This window comes from Chitinophaga varians (assembly GCF_012641275.1).
Taxonomy (GTDB): Bacteria; Bacteroidota; Bacteroidia; order Chitinophagales; family Chitinophagaceae; genus Chitinophaga; species Chitinophaga varians_A.
On record NZ_JABAIA010000002.1, the window covers coordinates 833856 to 853366 of the forward strand.

Here is a 19511-nt window from a genome sequence, read left to right on the forward strand (position 1 = left end):
GTATTAAATCAGTTTGTCGGGAGTGATGGGCAGGTCGCGGACCCGTTTGCCGGTAGCATTGAATACCGCGTTGGAAACAGCGGCAGCAAAGCCTATCAGGGCTATTTCGCCCATGCCTTTGGCACCCATCGGGTTAATAACAGGATCTTTTTTATTGATGAACAGCACGTCTGTTGGCGGTGTGTCTGCATTCACGGGAACATGGTAGTCCGCATAGTTGTTGTTGACATAACGGCCGAAGCGGTGATCGATCAGGGCTTCTTCCGTGAGTGCCATGCCGATGCCGCCTACCACGCCGCCAATCATCTGGCTGCGGGCCGTTTTACTGTTTACGACGGTGCCTGAATCGGCCACGCTGACGATGTGTTTGATCCGTACCACGCCAGTGGCCGGATGTACATGTACCTTGGTGAAATGAACAGAGAAGGAGTACATGGCGTACTGTTTCCGTTCGTCGCCGGCCTGGGAGGTGGTGGTGACCACCACTTCCGGCAGCTGCTGCTGTTGCAGCACTGCGGCATAATCCAGCCGGGTGTTGCCGGCTACCAGCCGGCCGTCTTCATGCTGAATGTTTTCCGCTTTCAGGTTTTTGAATGCCGGGACGTTGGCGATGGCCATTTCGCCCAGTTTCTGTTGCAGGTTGCGGCATACGTCATTCACGGCGCTGCCGACGGTGGATACCGTGGAAGAGCCGCCCTGGCGGGGCGCTTCGGGGTATTCCGATTCTCCCAGCAGAAATTTTATTTTTTTAACATCGATGCCGGTAGCATCGGCGGCTATCTGTACCATGGCGGTGGCGGTGCCCGGACCGATATCTGCGGCGGCGCTGCGTACCACCAGGGTGCCATCGGCTTTGAGGGTGGCGCTGGCGGTAGCTCTGCCACGACCCGCGCCAAATACGCCGCTGCTCATACCATAGCCTACCAGCCAGCCGTCTTCTTCCAGTTTGCCGGGAGTTTGGCTGCGTTGCTGCCAGCCTATTTTAGCGGCGCCCATTTCGTAGGCTTCTTTCAGGTATTTGCTGGAGTATGGAAGGTTCTTTTCCGGGTCTGTGTCGGCATGATTGATGATGCGCAACTGTAACGGGTCCATCTGTAGCTTATGGGCCAGTTCATCGATGGCGGATTCCAGCGCGAACGCGCCGGTGGCTTCACCGGGGCCACGCATCCATACCGGTGTGCTGAGGTTGAGCGGCACCAGCTGGTAGTGTGTGTTTACATTGGGACAGGCATACATCATGCGGGTTATGTTCACAATCCCTTCTGTAAAATCTTCATACGGTGAAGTGTTGGCCACGGCCTCATGGGTGATGCCGGTCAGTTTGCCATCGGCAGTAGCGCCAATGCCTATACGTTGTTTAGCCGCAGGACGATAGCCCACCAGGGTGAACATGTCTTTGCGGGTGATGACCAGTTTTATTGGTTTGCGTATTTTTTTTGCAGCGATGATAGTGGCCACTTCCATGGGCCACATGCGGAGGCCCATGCCGAAAGCGCCGCCCACGAACTGCGAGTGTACGGTGATCTGGGTTTCCGGCAGCTGAAAGAGTGTTTTTAATGACTGTTGTACGCTTTTTACACCTTGTGTTTTGGCGTAGAGCGTTAGTTTATCGGGTGTTTCCCAGTGGGCGATGATGCCCGCCAGTTCCATCGGGTTGTGTACTTCGATGGGGATATTATATTCCGCTTCCAGGTTGACCGGCGCTTTTTTCCATGTATCTGCCTCGCCGCGCAGGTAGTCTTTCATGTTTTTGTTCTGAAAGGCCAGGTCCATGCTGCGGGCCATATCTGTCTGATGTACTTCCTGCGCATAGGTGACTTTCACCAGCGTGGCGGCATATACCGCCCGCTCCAGTGTATTGGCCACCACAATGGCTACTGGCTGGCCGTTGGAATAGATATGGTCGTCATGGAATATTTTAAGCCCCTGTTTAGGATTGGGGTTTTCGGCTTTATAACCGGGAACGGGCGGTGCGTTGAGGTGAGACACCACATCCGCCACGCCGGGCGCCCTGAGCGCCTTTGTAGCGTCAATAGCGGTGATACGGCCGCTGCTGACAGGGCTGCATACCAATGCGGCATACAGCATGCCTTCCGGCTGATGGTCAGCGAAGTAGCGGGCGCCTCCGGTTACTTTGAGGCGTCCGTCTACGCGGTCCATGGATTGTCCTACTGCTTGCTTTTTCATACGGCAGCTGCTTTTTGTAAGGCGGTGACGATACTGTTTTGTGCCATGGGCACTTTGAATGCGTTGTGTGGATAAGTGCGGGCCGACTGCGTGGCCACGGTAGCGGCTATACGGAAGTTATCTGCCGTCGGTGTTTTGCCAATCAGTGTTTTTTCCGCTTCGTGCAGGCGCCAGGGTTTGTGGGCCACGCCACCCATTGCCAGGCGGGCGCCGCGTATTGTGTTGTTGCTGATGTCCAGTGCTGCGGCCACAGAGACAAGGGCAAAAGCATAGGAAGCACGGTCACGCACTTTCAGGTAATATATGTTTTTAGTAAAGGGACTGTTTGGTATTTCTATACCGGTGATCAGTTCGCCTTTGCTGAGGTTGTTGTCTTTGTCGGGCGTATTGCCGGGCAGCCGGTGGAATTCACCGAAGGGAATGCTGCGGTTGCCTTTGGGGCCGGCCACCAGCACAGTGGCATCGAGGGCTGTAAGGGCAACGCACATATCGCTGGGATGTACGGCGATACACTGATCGCTGGCACCGAAGATAGCATGCATCCGGTTTATACCGCCGATAGCACTGCATCCGCTGCCGGGCGTCCGTTTATTGCATGGCATAGTGATATCGTAGAAGTAGCTGCAGCGGGTGCGCTGCATCATATTGCCGCCGATGGTGGCCATGTTGCGTAGCTGCTGCGAAGCGCCGGCCAGCAGTGCCTGTGACAACAACGGGTGATGTGTTTTTACCAGCGGATGCGCCGCCACTTCACTATTGAGCGCCAGGGCGCCGATATGCAGGATATTATTGTTCAGCGCAATGTTTTTCAGCGGCAGCCGGTTGATGTCTACCAGCCTCTCCGGTGCCAGCACGCCGTTTTTCATCAGGTCGAGCAGATTGGTGCCGCCGGCGATGAACCTGGCAGCGCTGTCTCTGGTGATGGCGTCAATAGCGGCCTGTTGGCTGGCAGGCCTTACATAGGAAAACTGGTTCATACGATATGCCCTCCCTGTTTTACTTCCGTAATAGCTGCTACGATATTGTCATAGGCACCGCAGCGGCAGATGTTTCCGCTCATGAACTCGCGTATCTCTTCCGGAGAACCTGCATGCCCTTCGCGGATACAGGCCACGGCCGACATGATCTGGCCGGGCGTACAATAACCGCACTGGAAGCCATCGTGCTTAATAAAAGCTTCCTGTACAGGGTGTAAGGTATCTCCCTGAGCAAGACCTTCGATAGTGGTAATTTTTTTCCCTTCCTGCATCACGGCGAGGGTAAGGCAGGAGTTGATCCGCTGACCGTTGACATGTACTGTACAGGCGCCGCACTGACCATGGTCGCAGCCTTTTTTGGTGCCTGTCAGGTTCAACTGTTCACGGAGGAGGTCGAGCAGGGTCACCCTGGGCTCAACAGACAGCTGGTAAGCTTTCCCGTTGATTTCCAGGCTGAGCGGCATTTTTTCAAACAGGCCGGCGATCGCTTCATCATGTTCCCCTGCTTTTACGACCAGCGGCGGGGTGAGCGCCAGGGCCATCAATGCGGAGGATTGCTTCAGGAAGTCACGCCTGGCTTCGTGTTTGTCCTTTTTTCCCGGGCGGGACGGGTTTTCGTTTGGTGCTTGTGACATAATACACAAGGGTTTTATTCAGCAATAAGGTACAAATATTTAGGAATTTTTCGATTTACGATTTTTGGGGATGGTAAAAAGAGGAAGACCGAAGCGAGTTTAAATCGCTTCGGTCTTCTTATCAAAATTGTACGTCAAAAAATTCTTAGTAACCAGGATTTTGCCCCAGGGTTTTGTTGATGTCCCTTTCTTTCTGCGGAACAGGCCAGAGGTAATCCCTTTGCGGATTGAAGTTACGCTGCTCAACTACCACATGGTTGCCGGTCAGCGTCACTTTACCGGTGCCGGCGTCTACAGTGCCGAGGCGGGTGCCATATACGGTGCCGGTCCTAACGGTGGTGCCTATCTGCCAGCGCTGGATATCATACCAGCGGAGGCCTTCCAGCGCCAGTTCCACGCGGCGTTCGCGACGGATGAGCGTACGCAGGGACGCGATGTTGTTGTACACAGCGCGGTCTACCACAGGCATGCCGGCGCGGGTGCGGATATCGTCCAGTGCCTGATATACGCTGTTGTCCATCACGCCGGATTCTATCTGTGCTTCAGCATAAGTGAGCAGTACTTCCGCATAACGGATCACGATGATGTTCACACCGGTATTCCACATGTCAGGGAAGTCAGACAGGAAAGGAACAAACTTTCTTACGAGGTAACCGGTAGGAGAGTTGTTGCCTTCGCTGTAATAGTCGGCGCCGCCAGAAGTGATCGGGTCGTAGAACTTGCCGCTGTACTGTAATCCGGGATATACAACGTTGGCGGCTAAACGAGGATCTCTGTTGGCGTACGGATTGTCTTCACTATAGCCGGAAGCAGGATCGTCGATGGTTTTGCCGTTGGTCATTTCGTAAGCATCTACCAGTGACTGGGTAGGACTGAGAGAAGCCCATCCGCCATAACCAGAGGAAGGCAGGATACCCAGGTCAGTATTGGCATTGTCTTTCTCGTTGGCTTTGTACTGAACATCCAGGATCACTTCCTGGTTGTTTTTCTTATCCTGACGGAAAAGATCGGTGTAGTTGGGGTAGAGGCTATATCCCAATGCCATTACTTTTTTACAGTCTTCAATGGCAGCAGCATAGTTTTTGTCAAACAGTTCCACGCGTGCCCTCAGTGACAAAGCGGCGCCTTTGGTGATGCGGCCCACATCGCTGCCAGAGTATTTATCAGGCAGTATCAGTGCAATGGCTGCGAGTTCATCGGTGATAAATTTGCGGACATCTGCGCGGGCAGTTCTGCTGATGCTGTTGGCTTCAGCTACGCTGATATTTTTGGTTACCAGCGGAACGTCGCCATAGAGCTGAGACAGCAGGAAATAGCGGTATGCGCGCAGGAAGCGGGCTTCTGCCTTGAAACGATTTTTCAGGTCATCGCCGATAGTGGCTTTGTCCACATTTTCAATAAACCAGTTGCATTTTTGGATGGTGACATAATCCCATTGGCTTACCACCTGAGGATCGGTAGCAGTGGCGGTGCCGTTGCCCAGGTGCTGGAAATTGTCCCACGCCCACTGGCTGTAGCTGTTATCACTTACAGCATCCATGTAGAGGATGTTGGTGCTGGTTTCCCATCCTTTGTAACACCCGTTGAGCGCGGCGGATGCAGCAGCTTCGGTGGTCCACAGGGATTCATTGCTGTAACCATCGGAAGGCGATTTGTCGAGAAAATCTTTCTGGCAGGCGGTCTGTGTCAGCACGCCGGCAAGCAGTATATAGAGAAGGTTTCTTTTCATGATCATGATTTTTCGTAACGGTTAAAAACTAACATTCACGCCAAAAGTGTGCACTTTCACCTGCGGGTAATAATAGATGCTGCTGGTGATAGACGCTTCCGGATCTATCCATTTGTAGAGATGGTCAAACGTGAGGATATTCTGGCCGCTGTAGTAGAAGCGCAGTTTGGTCAGTCCTATGCGTTTGATCATTTTTTCCGGCAGTGAATAACCTACCTGCAGGTTTTTAAGGCGCAGGTAAGAACCATCTTTCACCCAGAAGGAAGAAGGTGTACCGCTGGGATCATTTTGTTTATAGTTATACCAGGCGCGTGGTAGGGATGCATTCTGGTTGTCTGTTGTCCAGGTGTCCAGCAATGCGGAAGTCGGTTTGTTGGCGTTGCCACCGACAGCGCCGATTTTACCTGCATCGATGTAGTTTTTAACACCGGTAGCACCCTGGAAGAAGATACCGAGGTCAATATTTTTCCAGGAAGCGCTGAGGTTCAGGCCGAACGTCACTTTCGGGAAGTAGCTGCCGAGGTATTGCCTGTCATCTCCGGTGATTTTGCCATCACCGTTGATATCGCGGTATTTCAGATCGCCAGGTGCTGTGGTAGGTAACTGGGTAGCTGAATTTTTTACTTCATCTTTTGACTGGAAGATACCGTCTGCGATATAACCATAGAGGGAGTTTACAGGATAACCTACCTGCTGGAAGGTATATCCGTTAATGATAGGGCCGGAGCCACGGAGGTCGGTCACTTCGTTGTGAATAAACGCGGTGTTGAAAGCGGCGCTGTAATTAAAGTCTCCTTTGGTATCCGCATAGCTCAACACAAATTCCCAGCCGCGGTTCAGCACAGAGCCTGCATTCTGGGCAGGCGCTTTGAAGCCGTACGCTGCAGCTACAGGAATGGCGAGCAGGATATCATTGGTCATTTTATGGAAATAGTCCGCAGAAAAATTCACTTTACCGTTGAAGAAACCTGCATCGATACCTACGCCTGTTTCCGTGGTGCTTTCCCATTTGATGTCCGGGTTGGCGCCGTTAACCGGGGCCACGCCTGGCACTACGCCGGCTGCCGGTCCGCCTAATACATAGTTCTGGTTGCCGACAACGGTAAATATGTAGGGATAGTACGGGTAGGTAGGATAAGCTGCGTCATCTATTCCTTTGATGTACTGGTTGCCCAGCATGCCCCAGGAAGCTCTCAGCTTCAGGTTGGACACCACTGGTTTCAGCGCCTCGAAGAACGCCTCTCTGTCAATGTTCCAGCCGGCGGAGAAAGACGGGAAAGTGCCCCATCTGTTGCTCTTTGCAAAGCGGGAAGATCCGTCATAACGCAGATTAGCTTCCAGCAGGTATTTACCGTCGAAGTCATAGTTCAGTCTGCCGAACCAGGAGCGCAGGCCCAGTTGATAACCGTAGTTGAGTGCATATTGTCCTTCAGTAGCACCGAGGTTAAGATCGGTCAGTTCGTTGTTCAGATAGCCTTTACGGTATCCTTCATCAAAGGAGTATTTTGTTTGTTCCTGGGAGAAACCACCCAGTATTTTGAAGTTGTGCTTGTTGAAGGACTTGGCGTATTCCAGCAATGCCTGTTGGGTAACGGTGTTGCCGAAGTTATTCTGATCGGTAACGGAGCTGGGGCCCTGGTAGAAGGTTTTGTCCCCGTTGGCATTGTAATATTGTTGATCAGCCCTGAACTTCTTAATGTGGTTGATCTTCATGATATAAGCCAGGGAGGGCTTGAAGTGCAGGTTTTTTACGATCTCCCAGTCCACGCCCACGTTACCTACTAGATCATAGTAGGAATACGTGTTCAGGCTGTTGCCTTCCAGCCATGCCATGGGATTACCGTCGCCAATGGAGCCATATTGACCATTGGCATATTTATAAGGTATACGCGGGTTGATCCTGTTGATCTGTCTTACCAGCTGTTGGAAATCGCCGGTGTAAGGATTGGAGGGTTCTTGCTGACCGGTAGAAGTAAAGCCAATGTTCGCATTTACTTTCACGTGGTTGGCCACTTCGGAAGTCAGGTTGAGACGCGTCGTATATCTTTTGGCGTTAGTTTTCTTTACAAGGCCGTTTTCATCGAAGAGACCGAGGGACAATGCGTATTGTGTTTTCTCGGTGCCGCCGGTGAGGCCCAGGTAATGGTTTTGCTGGATACCGCTGCCTTTGTAGAAGAGGCCGAGCCAGTCTGTGTTCGGGTAGTTGTAAGGGTCGGAACCGTCTTTGTACTTGGCGATTTGCGCCGGCGTATATTTAGCTGCGCCGCCCTCATTGATGGACGCCTGGTTTTCCAGTTCAGCTACCTGCCAGGAAGGCAAAAAGTCAGGCAGGCCGGTCGCTTTTTGTTTACCTACGTAAGCATTGTAACTAAGTTGCGGTGCGCCTTTTTTGCCTTGTTTGGTGGTGATGAGGATGACGCCGTTGGCCGCGCGGGAACCGTAGATGGCCGCGGAGGCGGCGTCTTTCAGCACAGACATGGAGGCGATATCGTCCGGGTTGATATTGTTCAGGTTGGCCACGTTGGTCACTACTCCGTCTACTACGATCACCGGATCGGTGGTATTGAGCGTACCGATACCGCGGATACGGATTTTAGCGCCGTCGGCACCGGGTTGGCCGCTGCTGGCAGCCATTACGGTCACGCCGGGCATGGTGCCCTGTAACGCGTTGCTCACGCTGGTAACGGGCCTGTTGGCCAGTTCTTTGCTGCCGATGCTGGAGACAGCGCCGGTGAGGTTGGCTTTTTTCTGGACGCCGTAACCTACTACTACCAGTTGTTTCAGGGAAGCCACATCAGACTGGAGGACGATGTTGAGATGTGTTTTTCCTTTCAGGGCTATTTCCTGCGCTGTGTAGCCGATGCTGGTGATGGTCACCACGGCATTTTCATCCACGCCGGCGATCTGGAACTCCCCGTTGGGGTTGGTGATAGCGCCTTTGGTAGTGCCTTTCACCATTACGGAAGCGCCCGGGATACCTGTGCCGGTTTCGTCTGTCACCCTGCCGGAGATGGTTACCGGCGGAGGGGTGTTGCTTACTTCCGCTTTTATATTTTTTTCTGTTTTTTCATTACGGGTGATGAATACCGTATTTCCCTGTACCTCGTAGCTGAGGGACTGGTGTTGCAGCACGATGTCCATTGCGGTGTGCAGGGACGCGTTTTTCAGTTCCACGGTTACCGGTGATGTGTTTTTCAGGTCTTCCCGGTCGTAGAAGAACGCATATCCGGTTTGCTGGCGGATAACGTTCAGCACTTTCTGGAGACTGGCCGCGCGGGCGGACCAGGTGACGGTTTGGGCGCTGGTGGCAGCGCTTACCTGTAAAATAGCCGTCAGGAGCAGTAGAGAAGTTAGCTTCATAACTAACAAAAGTTTGTTGAACAGCCCGGCCTTTTTTGGATGACAACCGGGTCCGGAATTACAAATAGCCTTTACTTGCATACTTTTGCAATGTTTGGTTGAATTAATGAAGAATGTTTACCGACTTGTTTGTTGGTTTAACTGAACTAAGGCCGGGGTTCTGACGCCAATCTTTATCCCCGGCTTATTTCATTAAAGTACATGGGAATGCCTCTATGTTAGCCTGAATTGATCATTGTTCCTGTTTTGTTTTTCATCGTTCTTTATAAAGGTTATGGCTGGATAATAATCCGGTGGCCATCTTCTATTCTGTATTTGATCCTTGTTTTGGACAGCCCTTTCAACACCTGTGCGAGGGTGAGGCTGCGGCCTATTTCCCCGTTAAACACGCGCTCCGGTATTTTTCCTTCATAGCTGACCTCCAGGTTGTACCAGCGGGCCAGTTCCCGCATGACAGTCGGTAAATCCGCGTTGGTGAAGGAAAAGTACCCTTCTTTCCATGCCGTGATGGCGGACAGGTCCACCTGGTCGGCCACTTGTACGTCCGTATGTCCCACCCTGGCCTGCTGGCCTGGTTTCAGCACCATTTGGCGGTTGTGGGCAGACACTCTGATGGCGCCTTCCACGAGGGTGGTATTGATGGTGGCTTCGTCTGTATAGGCGTTGATATTAAAATGAGTGCCTAATACTTCCACGGTGGTATTGTGAGCTGCGACGCGGAAGGGCATGGCAGCGTTTTTTGCTACATCAAAAAAGGCTTCGCCTGTTACGCTTACTTTCCTTTCCTGGCCGGCGAAGGCGGTGGGATAGGTGATAGACGAACCGGCGTTGAGCCATACTTTGGAACCATCGGGGAGGATAAGGCTGTATTGTCCGCCGAGCGGTGTGCTCATGGTGTTGTACAGTATTTTGCCCTGACTGCTGCCGGAGGCATCGTATACCAGTTGGCCGTTGGCCAGTTTGGTGACTTTGCTGCTGCCTTGTTGCGCCAGTACGCCGTTGGTGGCGCTGTCGAGTGTTATTTGAGAACCGTCGCTGAGGGTGAGTATGGCTTTGTTGCCGCCGGGGGCCACATCGGGTGTGGCTTGTGCGTGTACCGGCACCGGTGCTTTAGCCGGTTGCAACCGCCACCAGGCGGCGCAGGCCAGCAGTAACAGGCTGGCAGCGGCCATCCATCTCCAGTGGAGAGGTTTTATGCGGGTGGCGGGCCGCGACTTGTCGGCCGCGAGGATATCGGTCATCAGTTGTTGCCATTCCGCAGGGTTGTTGCTGTCCGGGGCCGTGGGGCCGTGGAAGGCTTCTATCTGCGCATTGACCATGCCCGTTTCGTCTGCCTGGACCATCTCCAGCAGTTCCGTGTATTCCTCCTGCGTGGCGAGGCGTTTGCGGGCCTGTGACAATAGATATATCAGTCTTTCAGTATCTGGCAATGACGTGGTTTTAGTATCGCGTGAACGTTGGATTTTGGTGCGGGATGACCCGGTTGCAGGGGTGTCCCTGCCTATACGTACCGTGAACAATGCGATAGTACCTATCTGTCTGAAAAAAAATTTAAAAAAAGTGGGAGAGGCTGTAAGAAAGCAGCATCAAAGGGATACTAATACCATGTTTGAGGAGGTATTCACGGATGGCACGGAGGGAGCGTACCAGCGAGTTTTTGACGGTTTGCACGGAGATGTCCAGCTGGCCTGCAATTTCGGCGATCTTCAGGCCGCTTTCCCGGCTGAGGAGGTATATTTTCATGGCCTGCGGTGGCAGCTGAGCGATGGCTTCCCGTATTAAGCGGGATGTTTCGGAGAGGGACAGGTTTTCTTCCGTGACGTTGGTATATTCATCTTCGCTCCAGGACAGCTGGTGACGGGCTTTTTCGCGGACGCCTTGTTTTTGGAGCCAGCTGTAGGAACGGTGGTAAGTCATTTTGAAGATCCAGTTACGGGGGCTGCTGACAGCGGACAGCTTATCCCGTCCCATCCACAGGCCGAGGAATACTTCCTGGATGATATCTTTTACCGGCGCTTCTTCCTGGATAATCTGGAAGATGACAGGCCTGATGCGGGGCACATAAAGATGAAACAGTGCTTCAAACGCTGTTTCGTCCCCTTCCGAGATCCGGTCAAATAATATCGTCTCCTGTGCTACGTCGTGCTGCATCCTGCGTCCAGATACTTATCAATCAATTATTTGGCCCCCGGCGAGGTCACTACTATAAAATGAATGACGGGTATAACAGTGTAATGAAAGAAATGGCAACCGGGGTCGTCAAAGATAACATGATAAATCGGTAAAAAAGCCAGAACCTTTGGAGAGGAGATGCGGCAATGGAAGCCTTTACCGGTTGTAATCCGGGGCGTTAGTCCCAAGGCCCGGGACTATGGTTTGCCATTCCGGGCTTCAAAGTCCTGTATTTCCTGTTGCAGCTGGCGTTTCCGCAGGAGGTAGGTTTTGAGGTCCATCCGGGATTTTTCAGCTTCCAGTGCTGAAAGGGCCTGGTGGAGTTTGATCCGCTCGTTGCGCAGCAGGTTTTCCGGTGACTGGCGGGCGGCTATAAAAGCCGGGGCTTCCCGTAATACTTCCAGGGAATAGCCTTGTTGTGCCCATTGAAGGAAATCGTCGCTGAGAACGTCCATGCATCCCGGGTCCAGGGCGCCGTACCCGGTGATGTACACGGTTAACGAAGGTTGCGCGGTATTGAGAAAGATACCGCAGCCCCCGCTGTCGTCTGCAATGCTGAGATAGCCGGGAAGGTAACGTTGTACCTCATAGTCCTGGTTTCGGGTCACGATATCATTGGTGCCATAGAGGTTTACCAGATCGGTGACGAGGCGGCTTTCCCGTAGTTGCTCCGTTTCGAGGAAGCGGGCATAGGCACCCGGCAGGGTGATGCCGAGTGCTGTTGTTATTTGTGAGAGGATATTATCCATTGTTTTTGAGATGGGAGAGCCATTGTTGGGCAAATTCATTGCCTGGTTCAAGGGCCAGCACTTTTTCAAACGAGTCAATGGCCATGGGCACATCTTCCATTTGATAGAAGAGGATGGCACGGTTGAGGTGTACATAACTGTTGTCCGGAGCAATGGCCAGCGCTTTGTTATAGGAGGCCAGCGCTTCTTCATAGTTTTCGGCCAGCATGTACAGAGAGCCCATATTGACGAGCAGACCGGGTTCATCAGGGGCCAGCTCAAGGCCTTTGATGGCGTATTGCAGCCCTTGTAACAGGCGTGTTTCAATACTTTTTTGGGCGGCTTCATCATAGCCGTTGTCTTCCATATCGGAAATGCTTTGATGAATGCCCTCGAGAAGGTTGCGCACCTCGTTGTCATACCAGGCGGCGGTTTTCTCCACTTCCTGTGTGAAAGGAACGGCGTCCAGGTCCAGGGCTATGTCTTTGTCCAGTTCCGCGGCTGTTTTCATTTTCCCTTTGGCGGGAGCGTACCACCACTCGCAGAATTTGCCGAGTTCACCACCTTCGGGCAGCTCGTCGATGGGTGGCAGGTTTTCCTCATAGATGGCGTCGTTGGCGACTACGTGGCCCAGTATGGTTTTCAGGGCTTCCTGGTCGATGGGTTCATTTTCCTGTTCGGCGGCCATCACCATGTAGGGCAACAGGTGGTACCAGCTGGCGAGCACATCGCGGTATTGTTGTTGCGCGGCGTAGTCGGCAATGATGCGGGCCATGGTGAACACATCGAACAGCTGGGGCGGCACAGCGTCGGCGCCCTGCAGCGTGCCGTTGGCCACAAAAGCCTCCCACAGGGTGGAACCGGCATCACAGTAGAGGATATACTGCTGCTGTTGCTGGTCGAAGTGGGCGTAACCGGCTACCGGGTTGGTTTCCGCGTCCCATTCGTTTTCCGGTTCGGTATAAATAAAGCTGAACTTCCGGGCAGCGGCAAGGCTGTCCAGGAATGCCTGGTGTTGGGCATAAGCAGGATGCGCAGTTATCGGGAACGTATACACGAAACGATGTTGTGTCAGGATGTCCATCACCCGGAAATGGGTAAAGCCGGTATCAAACTGCGACTGCAGTTCATACAGGCTGTAAAAAAGGCTTCTGCGGTCCAGGGAATTATCCTGGCTTTCGTGCAGGCAGTAAACGGACATCTCCACCAGGGATTCTATTTCATGCATCGACATATCTTAGGTACGCTTTGTTTGAAATGCGAAAGTACGTCATTATGGAAAAAGCCGCGGGGTGGCATCTGAATTAAAAAAATGTTATGAAAAACGTCCTGGTCCCCATGGTAAAAACAGGCCTGGTAGGTTGCAGCCTGCTGTTGTATTTCGGAAGTTTCTTTGAATCGCGGCTGTATGAAATGGAGTATTGGTGGATAAGGCTGCTGGTGGCTGGTGGGGGAAACTGGCGCGATGACTGGCCGGTACATATTTGTTTCACATTGACGATGACAGCGCAGCTGGGAATATTACTAAGTATCGGAATGCGGATGCGGCTTACCTGGCAGATTATTTTTGCGAGTGGCCTGATCGCTTGTGTGGTGGGGATGTCGGCCATAATCGGGCAGTTTTCCATGACATTGTCCTGGGTACTGCTCGGCATACTATATGCCGCTTTGCTGGTGGGATTGATACCCCGGGCTTTAGCCCGGGGCTGAGGAATTTATTTCAGTAATACGTTTTTCACGTAATTGTAACTTGTGGTGATGCTGTCAAACGGATCAATGGTGATTTTGTCCTGCTCAACGAAGATATGCTGCACACCGGCCTGTTTCGCCTGGGCGAAGATCTGCCGGAAGTTAATGCTGCCGGTGCCTACTTCTGCGAAAGACACGCCGGACAATAACTGCATGGATGTCTTGTTTTCATTGCCGGCGGCAGTGAGACTGGCAGTGTTCTTTTTATCCATGTCCTTTACGTGCCAGGCTACGAAACGGCCGGGCGCTTCGGAGAAGAGCTTCAGCGGGTCTACGCCGGACTTCACGGCCCAGAAGAGGTCCAGCTCAAAGGACACCAGTTTTGGGTCTGTGTTTTTAAGCATCACCTCATAGCCGGTGGTGGCGCTGTCTGCCAGTTTTTTAAATTCCCAGTAGTGGTTATGATAACCGATATGAAGATTTGATTTCTTACACAGTTCGCCGGCTTTGTTCAGTTGGTCGGCCATGAACTTATAATCGTCCGTTTTCAGTTTTTTGTCCCACAGGGAAAGCGGCAGTACGGGCACAATAAAATACTGTTGGCCCAGTTCCGCTGCGAGGTCGATCTGTGGTTGCAGGGCAGCGGGGTTGCCGTTGCCGCGGGTCAGGTAATCGTTGAGCTGATAGTGCCCGCTGGGAGTGGCCAGCTGGTATTCCTGGAACAGGGCTTTCAGCTCCGACGGTTTGAGGCCCCAGAAAGTGCCTTTGTCTTTTTCACCCTGATAGCCGTAATAAGTCTCCACTTCTTTATAACCGATCTGCGCTACGCGGATGATGGTGCTTTTAACGTCTTTGTCCAGCTGGTCGCGCAGCGTGTACAATTGCAGCCCGATGTTGCGGGTGAGGCCTTTTTTTTCCGTCTGTGCAAAAAGATGGCCGGGAAGCATCATGCCGGCAGCTAGTAGTCCGGCCTGTTGAATAAACGAACGTCGTGAGTTACGCATGTAATAATATTGTTTGCAACGTGGATAATGACCGAAATTAAGAAAAACGGTTTTATCATCACGGAAAATGTTGCTGCTGCTTTACTGCAGCGGGTTTTCGGCTAAATAATTTTTATCCGGATATGGTTTTAATTGGTTAAATTGTTTAGACAACTCATTATCCTAAAGCCAACTCGATGAAGCTATTTTTCTGGAAGAGGAAAACGGCCGGGGGACCCCAAAAAAAGAAATCAAAAGTCAGGGAATGGATAGATGCGGCCATTTTCGCCGTCGTGGTGGCCACACTGATCCGGACTTTCCTGTTTGAGGCCTTTATGATCCCCAGCGGCTCTATGGAAAGGACCCTGTTAATCCACGACTATCTTTTTGTTAGTAAGATCAGCTATGGTCCGCGTATTCCCATGACGCCACTGGCGTTCCCGTTTGCGAATCACACCCTGCCCTTTACCAAAACCACAAAAGCCTATTCCACCGCGATACAATGGCCTTACAGAAGATTGCCCGGCTTCAGTGACATAGAAAGAAACGATGTGATCGTGTTTAACTATCCTTGCGGTGACACGGCGTTGTACAGCAAATCGGGTGATGACGCAGACTATTATGTGATGAAACGGAACATGACGCCCGACACGCTCAAAATGTTTTACAGCGATCCCATTTACCGGCCGGTAGACAAACGTGAGACCTGGATCAAACGTTGTGTAGGTATCAGTGGCGATACCATCATGGTGGCAGACGGACAGCTGTTCGTAAATGGCAAATCCGGATTTGAGCCACCGAACGCGTTGACTAGCTACCGGGTGAAAACAAGAAGCGGTAAACCGTTCAATGATAAACAGGAAAAGGACCTTGGCCTGTCTGGCGGATATGGCCTGGGAACAGATTCCAGTCGTTATTATACCTACGATCTTACGAAAGAGGCAGTGGCACTGGTAAAGAAATGGGGCGATACCATCTATGCAGATCCCAAAATACAAACACGCAAAGGCATTTTCCCCGGAGACCCTGACAAATACGCCTGGAGCGAGGATGTATACGGACCGGTGTACGTGCCTAAAAAAGGTGCCACGGTGCAGTTGGATACCTGTGTACTACCATTTTACCGTCGTGTCATCGTCAACTATGAGCACAACCAGCTGGAGGTGAAAGGGGATAAAATATTTATCAACGGCAGGGAAACAAAAGCCTATACTTTCAAAATGAACTACTACTGGATGATGGGTGATAATCGTCACCAGTCCATCGATTCCCGTTTCTGGGGCTTTGTGCCGGAAGACCATCTGATCGGCAAAGCCTGGGTGATATGGTTCAGCTTTCACAAAACGTATAAGGATTTTTATATCCGCTGGAGCAGGTTTTTTACGCTGATCAAATAAAAAAGGCGAAGCCACCTTCAGGTAGCCTCGCCTGGTATGTACGACAGCAGGGAAAATCAGCGGGCGTTGTCCGCTTTCACTTTATTGAGCAGCTGGTCCAGCGCGGAGCGGTCCAGCAGGCGGCCTTTCGTGACTACGGCATTTATTTTTTCTGTATTGAGAATGTCTTCCAGCGGGTTGGCACGAAGCAGCAGGATGTCCGCTTTTTTACCGGCGGCAAGCGCTCCATAGCCTTGCTGATGCAGGAACAGGGGAGAGTTGATCACAGAAGCCTGCAACGCCTGTAACGGTGTAAGCCCGAAATGTACCATCAGTGCCAGCTCCCGGTGAAGCCCGATGCCGGGATAGTCGAAGGAGTTCAGGTAACCTGCATCGGTACCTGCCATGATCATGACGCCTGCTTTTTGCAGCAATGGCAGAATAGCGGATTCTTTTTCGTATAGTTCTTTCCGGTAGGCGATAGCGGCGCTGTCGTCTTTCATTACTCTCTTTACCCGCATCTCATACGTTTTCTGTAATCCTTTGCCGATATAGGCCAGGTAAGGGTCGTGGGCATGATCGTCCTGGTCAAAATAAGCCAGGACCTGACCGAGTGAAAGGGTAGGTGTAACCGCCGTGCCTTTGGCTGCCATGTGGCGATAGGCCTTCAGCGCGGCGGTGGTATCAAAATGGGCCAGTATGTACCGGTTAATATCGCGGCCTTTGATGTCGCCATTGGCGATGCTGTGGGAAAGGGCTGCTTCGTCCTTTACGCCTGCTTTCCAGACGTATGACAGGTGTTCCACAGAGCTAAGGCCTGCGTCGGTCACCTGTTGCAACGTTAGTGCATAAGGCACATGCCCGGAAATGATCATGCCGCGTTGACGGGCTGCTTTCACGGCTTCCAGGTAGAGTTCCGGTTTAATGGTATTGTCGGTGATTTTCACGAAATCTACGTGCATACGTTGCAGTGAGTCCAGCGCATGGTTCAGTTCTGCGGTGGTGCCTATTTCAATATCGCCGAGCCATACGGATTTATATCCTTCCAGTTTGGGGCCGGACGTAAAAATAGTCGGCCCCTGCAATGATCCCTTGTTTACTTCGTCACGCCATTTTAATACCTGTGCGCTGATATCTGCGGAGCAGTCGCGGACAGCGGTGATGCCATGTGCGAGATACAGCGGCAGGAAGTTTTTGTTTTCATCTGCAAGGGTATCGCCGCCGCCGAAGTGCATGTGATTGTCCCACAGGCCAGGCATAGCGTATTGGTTGCCGCCGTCGAAAGTCTGTGTGGCCTTGTATTGTCGTGCGCGTTGCAGGGAGGTAACGGCCAGAATAGTGTCATGCCGTATGATGATGGCCTGGTCCGGTGTGATTTTCCCGGTTTTGATATCGATCACTTTTACGGGAGAGATGACCAGGTCCGCGGGTTGTTGTGCGGAGACCGTCATCACGCCGAGTAATGAGAGAACTGTTAAGATATTTTTTTTCATGAGGATGTATTATTCCGTTGTTGAAAATTCAGTAAAAACGCGGCGAGTACAAAGGCGCCACCGAGGGCACAGACGCCGGTCCACTGCCAGTGGCTCCATACCTGCGCGCCCAGCAGTGAGCCGAGGGCGCCACCCGAGAAGGCGCTGGTCATGTACACGGTGTTAAGCCTGCTGCGCGCTTCGGGAAGCAGTGCAAACACTTTGGACTGGTTGGAGATATGCGCTACCTGTTGACCGATATCCAGCAGGACAACGCCGATGATAAGCCCTGTGAGTGAAGCGGCGGAGAAGCCCATGATCACAAAAGAGGCCAGCATGGCCAATACGCCGATACGCAGGGGGAACTGCGGCCCTCTGCTGTCGGCAGACTTACCGGCCGCCGGTGCCGCCAGTGCGCCACAGGCGCCGATCAGGCCGAAGAGTCCTACCATATCGCTTTTATAAAAGAAAGGAGCGCCTTCCAACAAAAATACCAGCGTAGTCCAGAACACACTGAAAGCGCCGAATGTCAGGAAGCTGGTCAGCGCTGCATGTCGTAACGGCGGATAGGTCTTTATCAGTGACACCAGTGATTTCATCAGGCTTCCGTAGCTGCCAGTGAAGGTAGGCGGATCAGCAGGCAACAGGCGATAAAGCACCATCAGTAGAAGTGCCATCATGCCGCCGCCCAGCAGGAACACCGCGCGCCAGCCTAAATGGGCGCCGATGATACCGCTGAGGGTGCGGGACAACAAGATACCGATCAGCAGTCCGCTCATCACTTTACCGACAATTCTGCCGCGGGCTTCATCCGGTGCCAGCGTGGCGGCCATGGGCAGCAACAGCTGCGGCACGGCAGAGAAGAAGCCGATGAACAGGCTGGCGGCCACCATCATATAATAGTTCATGGACGCTGCCGCCACCCACATACAAAGCGTGGCGCCGGCAAGTTTCCATAATATCAGTTTACGTCTTTCTGTTTTATCTCCCAGTGGTACGATCAACAGTAACCCCAGCGTATATCCCACCTGTGTAATGGTGGCAATCACGCTTACTTTGCTGTCGCTGACACCGAAGGTGTCGGCCATCATCAGCAACAGCGGCTGATTGTAATAGATGTTGGCTACCACCATTCCGCAGGTGACGGCCATCAGTATTACAAGCGTGTTTGATATCCGGCTGCCTTTCCTTTCGACAGGCAGTGTTATCATATTTTCCATACAATTATTCCTTTACTGCAAAAGTAAAATTGATGAAAGGGGTAAAATGGTACTCATTATTGAATGAAGGGTACTTTTTATAGATGTCCGGCCTGCCGGCGGAAGTCTAACGGCGTTTGCGAGGTATACTTCCTGAAAAAGCGGGAGAAGTAGGAGGTGTCGTTGAAGCCGAGGGAGAAGGCGATTTCCTTGACGTCCATATCTGTCAGTATGAGTAGGCGCTTGGCTTCCAGCAGTAACCTTTCCCGGATATATTCACCGGCGGTGATGCCGGATTCCCTGCGGCAGACGGTGTTGAGATAACTGGGGGTGACATGTAGTTTAGCGGCATAGTAACTCACTTCGCTGTGTTGCGCATATTGTTTTTCCAGCAGCTGCAGGAAACGGTTGATGAGCCGGTTGCCGGCAGCGGCTGTTTCGGAAGGATAAGCGACCGCATACCAGCGCTGTAGCAGCAACAGGATAATTTGCAGCCGGTGTTGCGTGATATTGGCGGCTGTTTCTTTCAGCATCAGCTGCAACTCGGCATCGAGCTGGACGTATTGTTCCGGGCTTAACTTCAGCGAGGGATGGGCGGAAGGTGTGAAAAACGGCCACATCGGCCCTTTCTGCAACATAAAACTTCCGGAGAACATCACCTGGTAACCGGTAGTGCTGGCGGAAAGGTCCCACTGGTGGGCCTGGCCGGGCGCCAGGAAAAAAACGGTACGGGGTGCTGCTTTATAATCCCTGAAATCGATCGTATGGGTGCCGCTGCCTTTGTGGCCGATGATCAGCAGCATAAAAAAATCATGTTTATGCGCTTCGTCTATCACAGGCATATTGATGGGCGCATGCACCATCAGTTTAAAATCCTCCTGCCGGTAGGGGAGATTGAAAATTTTCTCGATGCCCAATGTCTTTAGCCCGGTGGTCGCCATGATGATTTGCTGTTACAGGATAAATGAATTAATCCGACAGGGATGATATCAGGATGATGATAA

The 19511-nt window shown here is 52.3% G+C and carries 15 protein-coding genes; 2 read left to right on the top strand and 13 right to left on the bottom strand.

The annotated features are described in order from the left end of the window. Nucleotides 1-3: 3 nt before the first annotated feature. The 9 genes from HGH92_RS18070 to HGH92_RS18110 form a co-directional block, all read right to left on the bottom strand. Complete coding sequence (locus HGH92_RS18070; protein WP_168872160.1) at nucleotides 4-2187, bottom strand: xanthine dehydrogenase family protein molybdopterin-binding subunit; 2184 nt, start codon at nucleotides 2185-2187, stop codon at nucleotides 4-6. Further along, on the bottom strand, nucleotides 2184-3164 hold the full coding sequence (locus tag HGH92_RS18075; protein WP_168872161.1) for an FAD binding domain-containing protein: 981 nt from the start codon (nucleotides 3162-3164) through the stop codon (nucleotides 2184-2186). Before HGH92_RS18075 ends, HGH92_RS18070 begins: the two co-directional genes overlap by 4 nt. Continuing rightward, on the bottom strand, nucleotides 3161-3799 hold the full coding sequence (locus tag HGH92_RS18080) for a (2Fe-2S)-binding protein (RefSeq protein ID WP_247654970.1): 639 nt from the start codon (nucleotides 3797-3799) through the stop codon (nucleotides 3161-3163). Before HGH92_RS18080 ends, HGH92_RS18075 begins: the two co-directional genes overlap by 4 nt. A gap of 145 nt (nucleotides 3800-3944) precedes the next feature. Next, nucleotides 3945-5528 carry a RagB/SusD family nutrient uptake outer membrane protein gene (locus tag HGH92_RS18085; protein ID WP_168872162.1) on the bottom strand — a complete coding sequence of 528 codons (1584 nt, stop codon included), beginning with the start codon at nucleotides 5526-5528 and terminating at the stop codon, nucleotides 3945-3947. Between the two features lie 21 nt (nucleotides 5529-5549). Continuing rightward, the gene (locus tag HGH92_RS18090) at nucleotides 5550-8888 is read right to left on the bottom strand and encodes a TonB-dependent receptor (protein ID WP_168872163.1); all 3339 of its coding nucleotides are present in this window, start codon (nucleotides 8886-8888) and stop codon (nucleotides 5550-5552) included. A 272-nt stretch (nucleotides 8889-9160) separates the two neighbouring features. Then, on the bottom strand, nucleotides 9161-10318 hold the full coding sequence (locus HGH92_RS18095) for a FecR family protein (protein WP_168872164.1): 1158 nt from the start codon (nucleotides 10316-10318) through the stop codon (nucleotides 9161-9163). Nucleotides 10319-10439: 121 nt separating this feature from the next. Continuing rightward, the gene (locus HGH92_RS18100; protein WP_168872165.1) at nucleotides 10440-11039 is read right to left on the bottom strand and encodes an RNA polymerase sigma factor; all 600 of its coding nucleotides are present in this window, start codon (nucleotides 11037-11039) and stop codon (nucleotides 10440-10442) included. 218 nt (nucleotides 11040-11257) lie between these two features. After that, nucleotides 11258-11809 carry a hypothetical protein gene (locus HGH92_RS18105; protein WP_168872166.1) on the bottom strand — a complete coding sequence of 184 codons (552 nt, stop codon included), beginning with the start codon at nucleotides 11807-11809 and terminating at the stop codon, nucleotides 11258-11260. Continuing rightward, nucleotides 11802-13016, bottom strand: a complete 1215-nt coding sequence (locus HGH92_RS18110) for a tetratricopeptide repeat protein (RefSeq protein WP_168872167.1) — start codon at nucleotides 13014-13016, stop codon at nucleotides 11802-11804. The genes HGH92_RS18105 and HGH92_RS18110 overlap by 8 nt, the downstream gene beginning before the upstream one ends. Nucleotides 13017-13105: 89 nt before the next feature. Between HGH92_RS18110 and HGH92_RS18115 the strand changes: the two genes are divergently transcribed. Then, nucleotides 13106-13498 (top strand): hypothetical protein, encoded by a 393-nt coding sequence (locus HGH92_RS18115; protein WP_168872168.1) that lies wholly within the window; start codon nucleotides 13106-13108, stop codon nucleotides 13496-13498. A 5-nt stretch (nucleotides 13499-13503) separates the two neighbouring features. Here the strand turns inward: HGH92_RS18115 and HGH92_RS18120 are convergent, their stop codons facing one another. Next, a complete protein-coding gene (locus tag HGH92_RS18120; protein ID WP_168872169.1) occupies nucleotides 13504-14481 on the bottom strand; it encodes a sugar phosphate isomerase/epimerase family protein in 978 nt (325 codons plus the stop codon). A 176-nt stretch (nucleotides 14482-14657) separates the two neighbouring features. On the opposite strand from HGH92_RS18120, the gene lepB reads away from it, so the two are divergent. Next, the gene (gene lepB / locus HGH92_RS18125; protein WP_168872170.1) at nucleotides 14658-15857 is read left to right on the top strand and encodes a signal peptidase I; all 1200 of its coding nucleotides are present in this window, start codon (nucleotides 14658-14660) and stop codon (nucleotides 15855-15857) included. A 56-nt stretch (nucleotides 15858-15913) separates the two neighbouring features. Here lepB and HGH92_RS18130 read toward each other — a convergent pair whose 3' ends face one another. The 3 genes from HGH92_RS18130 to HGH92_RS18140 all read right to left on the bottom strand — a co-directional run bounded on the left by HGH92_RS18130 (nucleotide 15914) and on the right by HGH92_RS18140 (nucleotide 19448). Next, the gene (locus HGH92_RS18130) at nucleotides 15914-17329 is read right to left on the bottom strand and encodes an amidohydrolase family protein (protein WP_168872171.1); all 1416 of its coding nucleotides are present in this window, start codon (nucleotides 17327-17329) and stop codon (nucleotides 15914-15916) included. Next, complete coding sequence (locus HGH92_RS18135; RefSeq protein ID WP_211092667.1) at nucleotides 17326-18528, bottom strand: MFS transporter; 1203 nt, start codon at nucleotides 18526-18528, stop codon at nucleotides 17326-17328. The genes HGH92_RS18130 and HGH92_RS18135 overlap by 4 nt, the downstream gene beginning before the upstream one ends. A 77-nt stretch (nucleotides 18529-18605) precedes the next feature. Further along, complete coding sequence (locus tag HGH92_RS18140) at nucleotides 18606-19448, bottom strand: helix-turn-helix domain-containing protein (protein ID WP_168872172.1); 843 nt, start codon at nucleotides 19446-19448, stop codon at nucleotides 18606-18608. Between the last annotated feature and the right edge of the window lie 63 nt (nucleotides 19449-19511).

Excerpts from the sequence above, each read along its gene's own strand:
- HGH92_RS18085 (WP_168872162.1), bottom strand. The coding sequence starts at position 5,528 with ATGAAAAGAAACCTTCTCTATATACTGCTTGCCGGCGTGCTGACACAG.
- HGH92_RS18100 (WP_168872165.1), bottom strand. The coding sequence starts at position 11,039 with ATGCAGCACGACGTAGCACAGGAGACGATATTATTTGACCGGATCTCG.
- HGH92_RS18075 (WP_168872161.1), bottom strand. The coding sequence starts at position 3,164 with ATGAACCAGTTTTCCTATGTAAGGCCTGCCAGCCAACAGGCCGCTATT.
- HGH92_RS18130 (WP_168872171.1), bottom strand. The coding sequence starts at position 17,329 with ATGAAAAAAAATATCTTAACAGTTCTCTCATTACTCGGCGTGATGACG.
- HGH92_RS18140 (WP_168872172.1), bottom strand. The coding sequence starts at position 19,448 with ATGGCGACCACCGGGCTAAAGACATTGGGCATCGAGAAAATTTTCAAT.
- HGH92_RS18080 (WP_247654970.1), bottom strand. The coding sequence starts at position 3,799 with ATGTCACAAGCACCAAACGAAAACCCGTCCCGCCCGGGAAAAAAGGAC.
- HGH92_RS18115 (WP_168872168.1), top strand. The coding sequence starts at position 13,106 with ATGAAAAACGTCCTGGTCCCCATGGTAAAAACAGGCCTGGTAGGTTGC.
- lepB (WP_168872170.1), top strand. The coding sequence starts at position 14,658 with ATGAAGCTATTTTTCTGGAAGAGGAAAACGGCCGGGGGACCCCAAAAA.
- HGH92_RS18070 (WP_168872160.1), bottom strand. The coding sequence starts at position 2,187 with ATGAAAAAGCAAGCAGTAGGACAATCCATGGACCGCGTAGACGGACGC.
- HGH92_RS18135 (WP_211092667.1), bottom strand. The coding sequence starts at position 18,528 with ATGGAAAATATGATAACACTGCCTGTCGAAAGGAAAGGCAGCCGGATA.
- HGH92_RS18120 (WP_168872169.1), bottom strand. The coding sequence starts at position 14,481 with ATGCGTAACTCACGACGTTCGTTTATTCAACAGGCCGGACTACTAGCT.
- HGH92_RS18105 (WP_168872166.1), bottom strand. The coding sequence starts at position 11,809 with ATGGATAATATCCTCTCACAAATAACAACAGCACTCGGCATCACCCTG.
- HGH92_RS18090 (WP_168872163.1), bottom strand. The coding sequence starts at position 8,888 with ATGAAGCTAACTTCTCTACTGCTCCTGACGGCTATTTTACAGGTAAGC.
- HGH92_RS18110 (WP_168872167.1), bottom strand. The coding sequence starts at position 13,016 with ATGCATGAAATAGAATCCCTGGTGGAGATGTCCGTTTACTGCCTGCAC.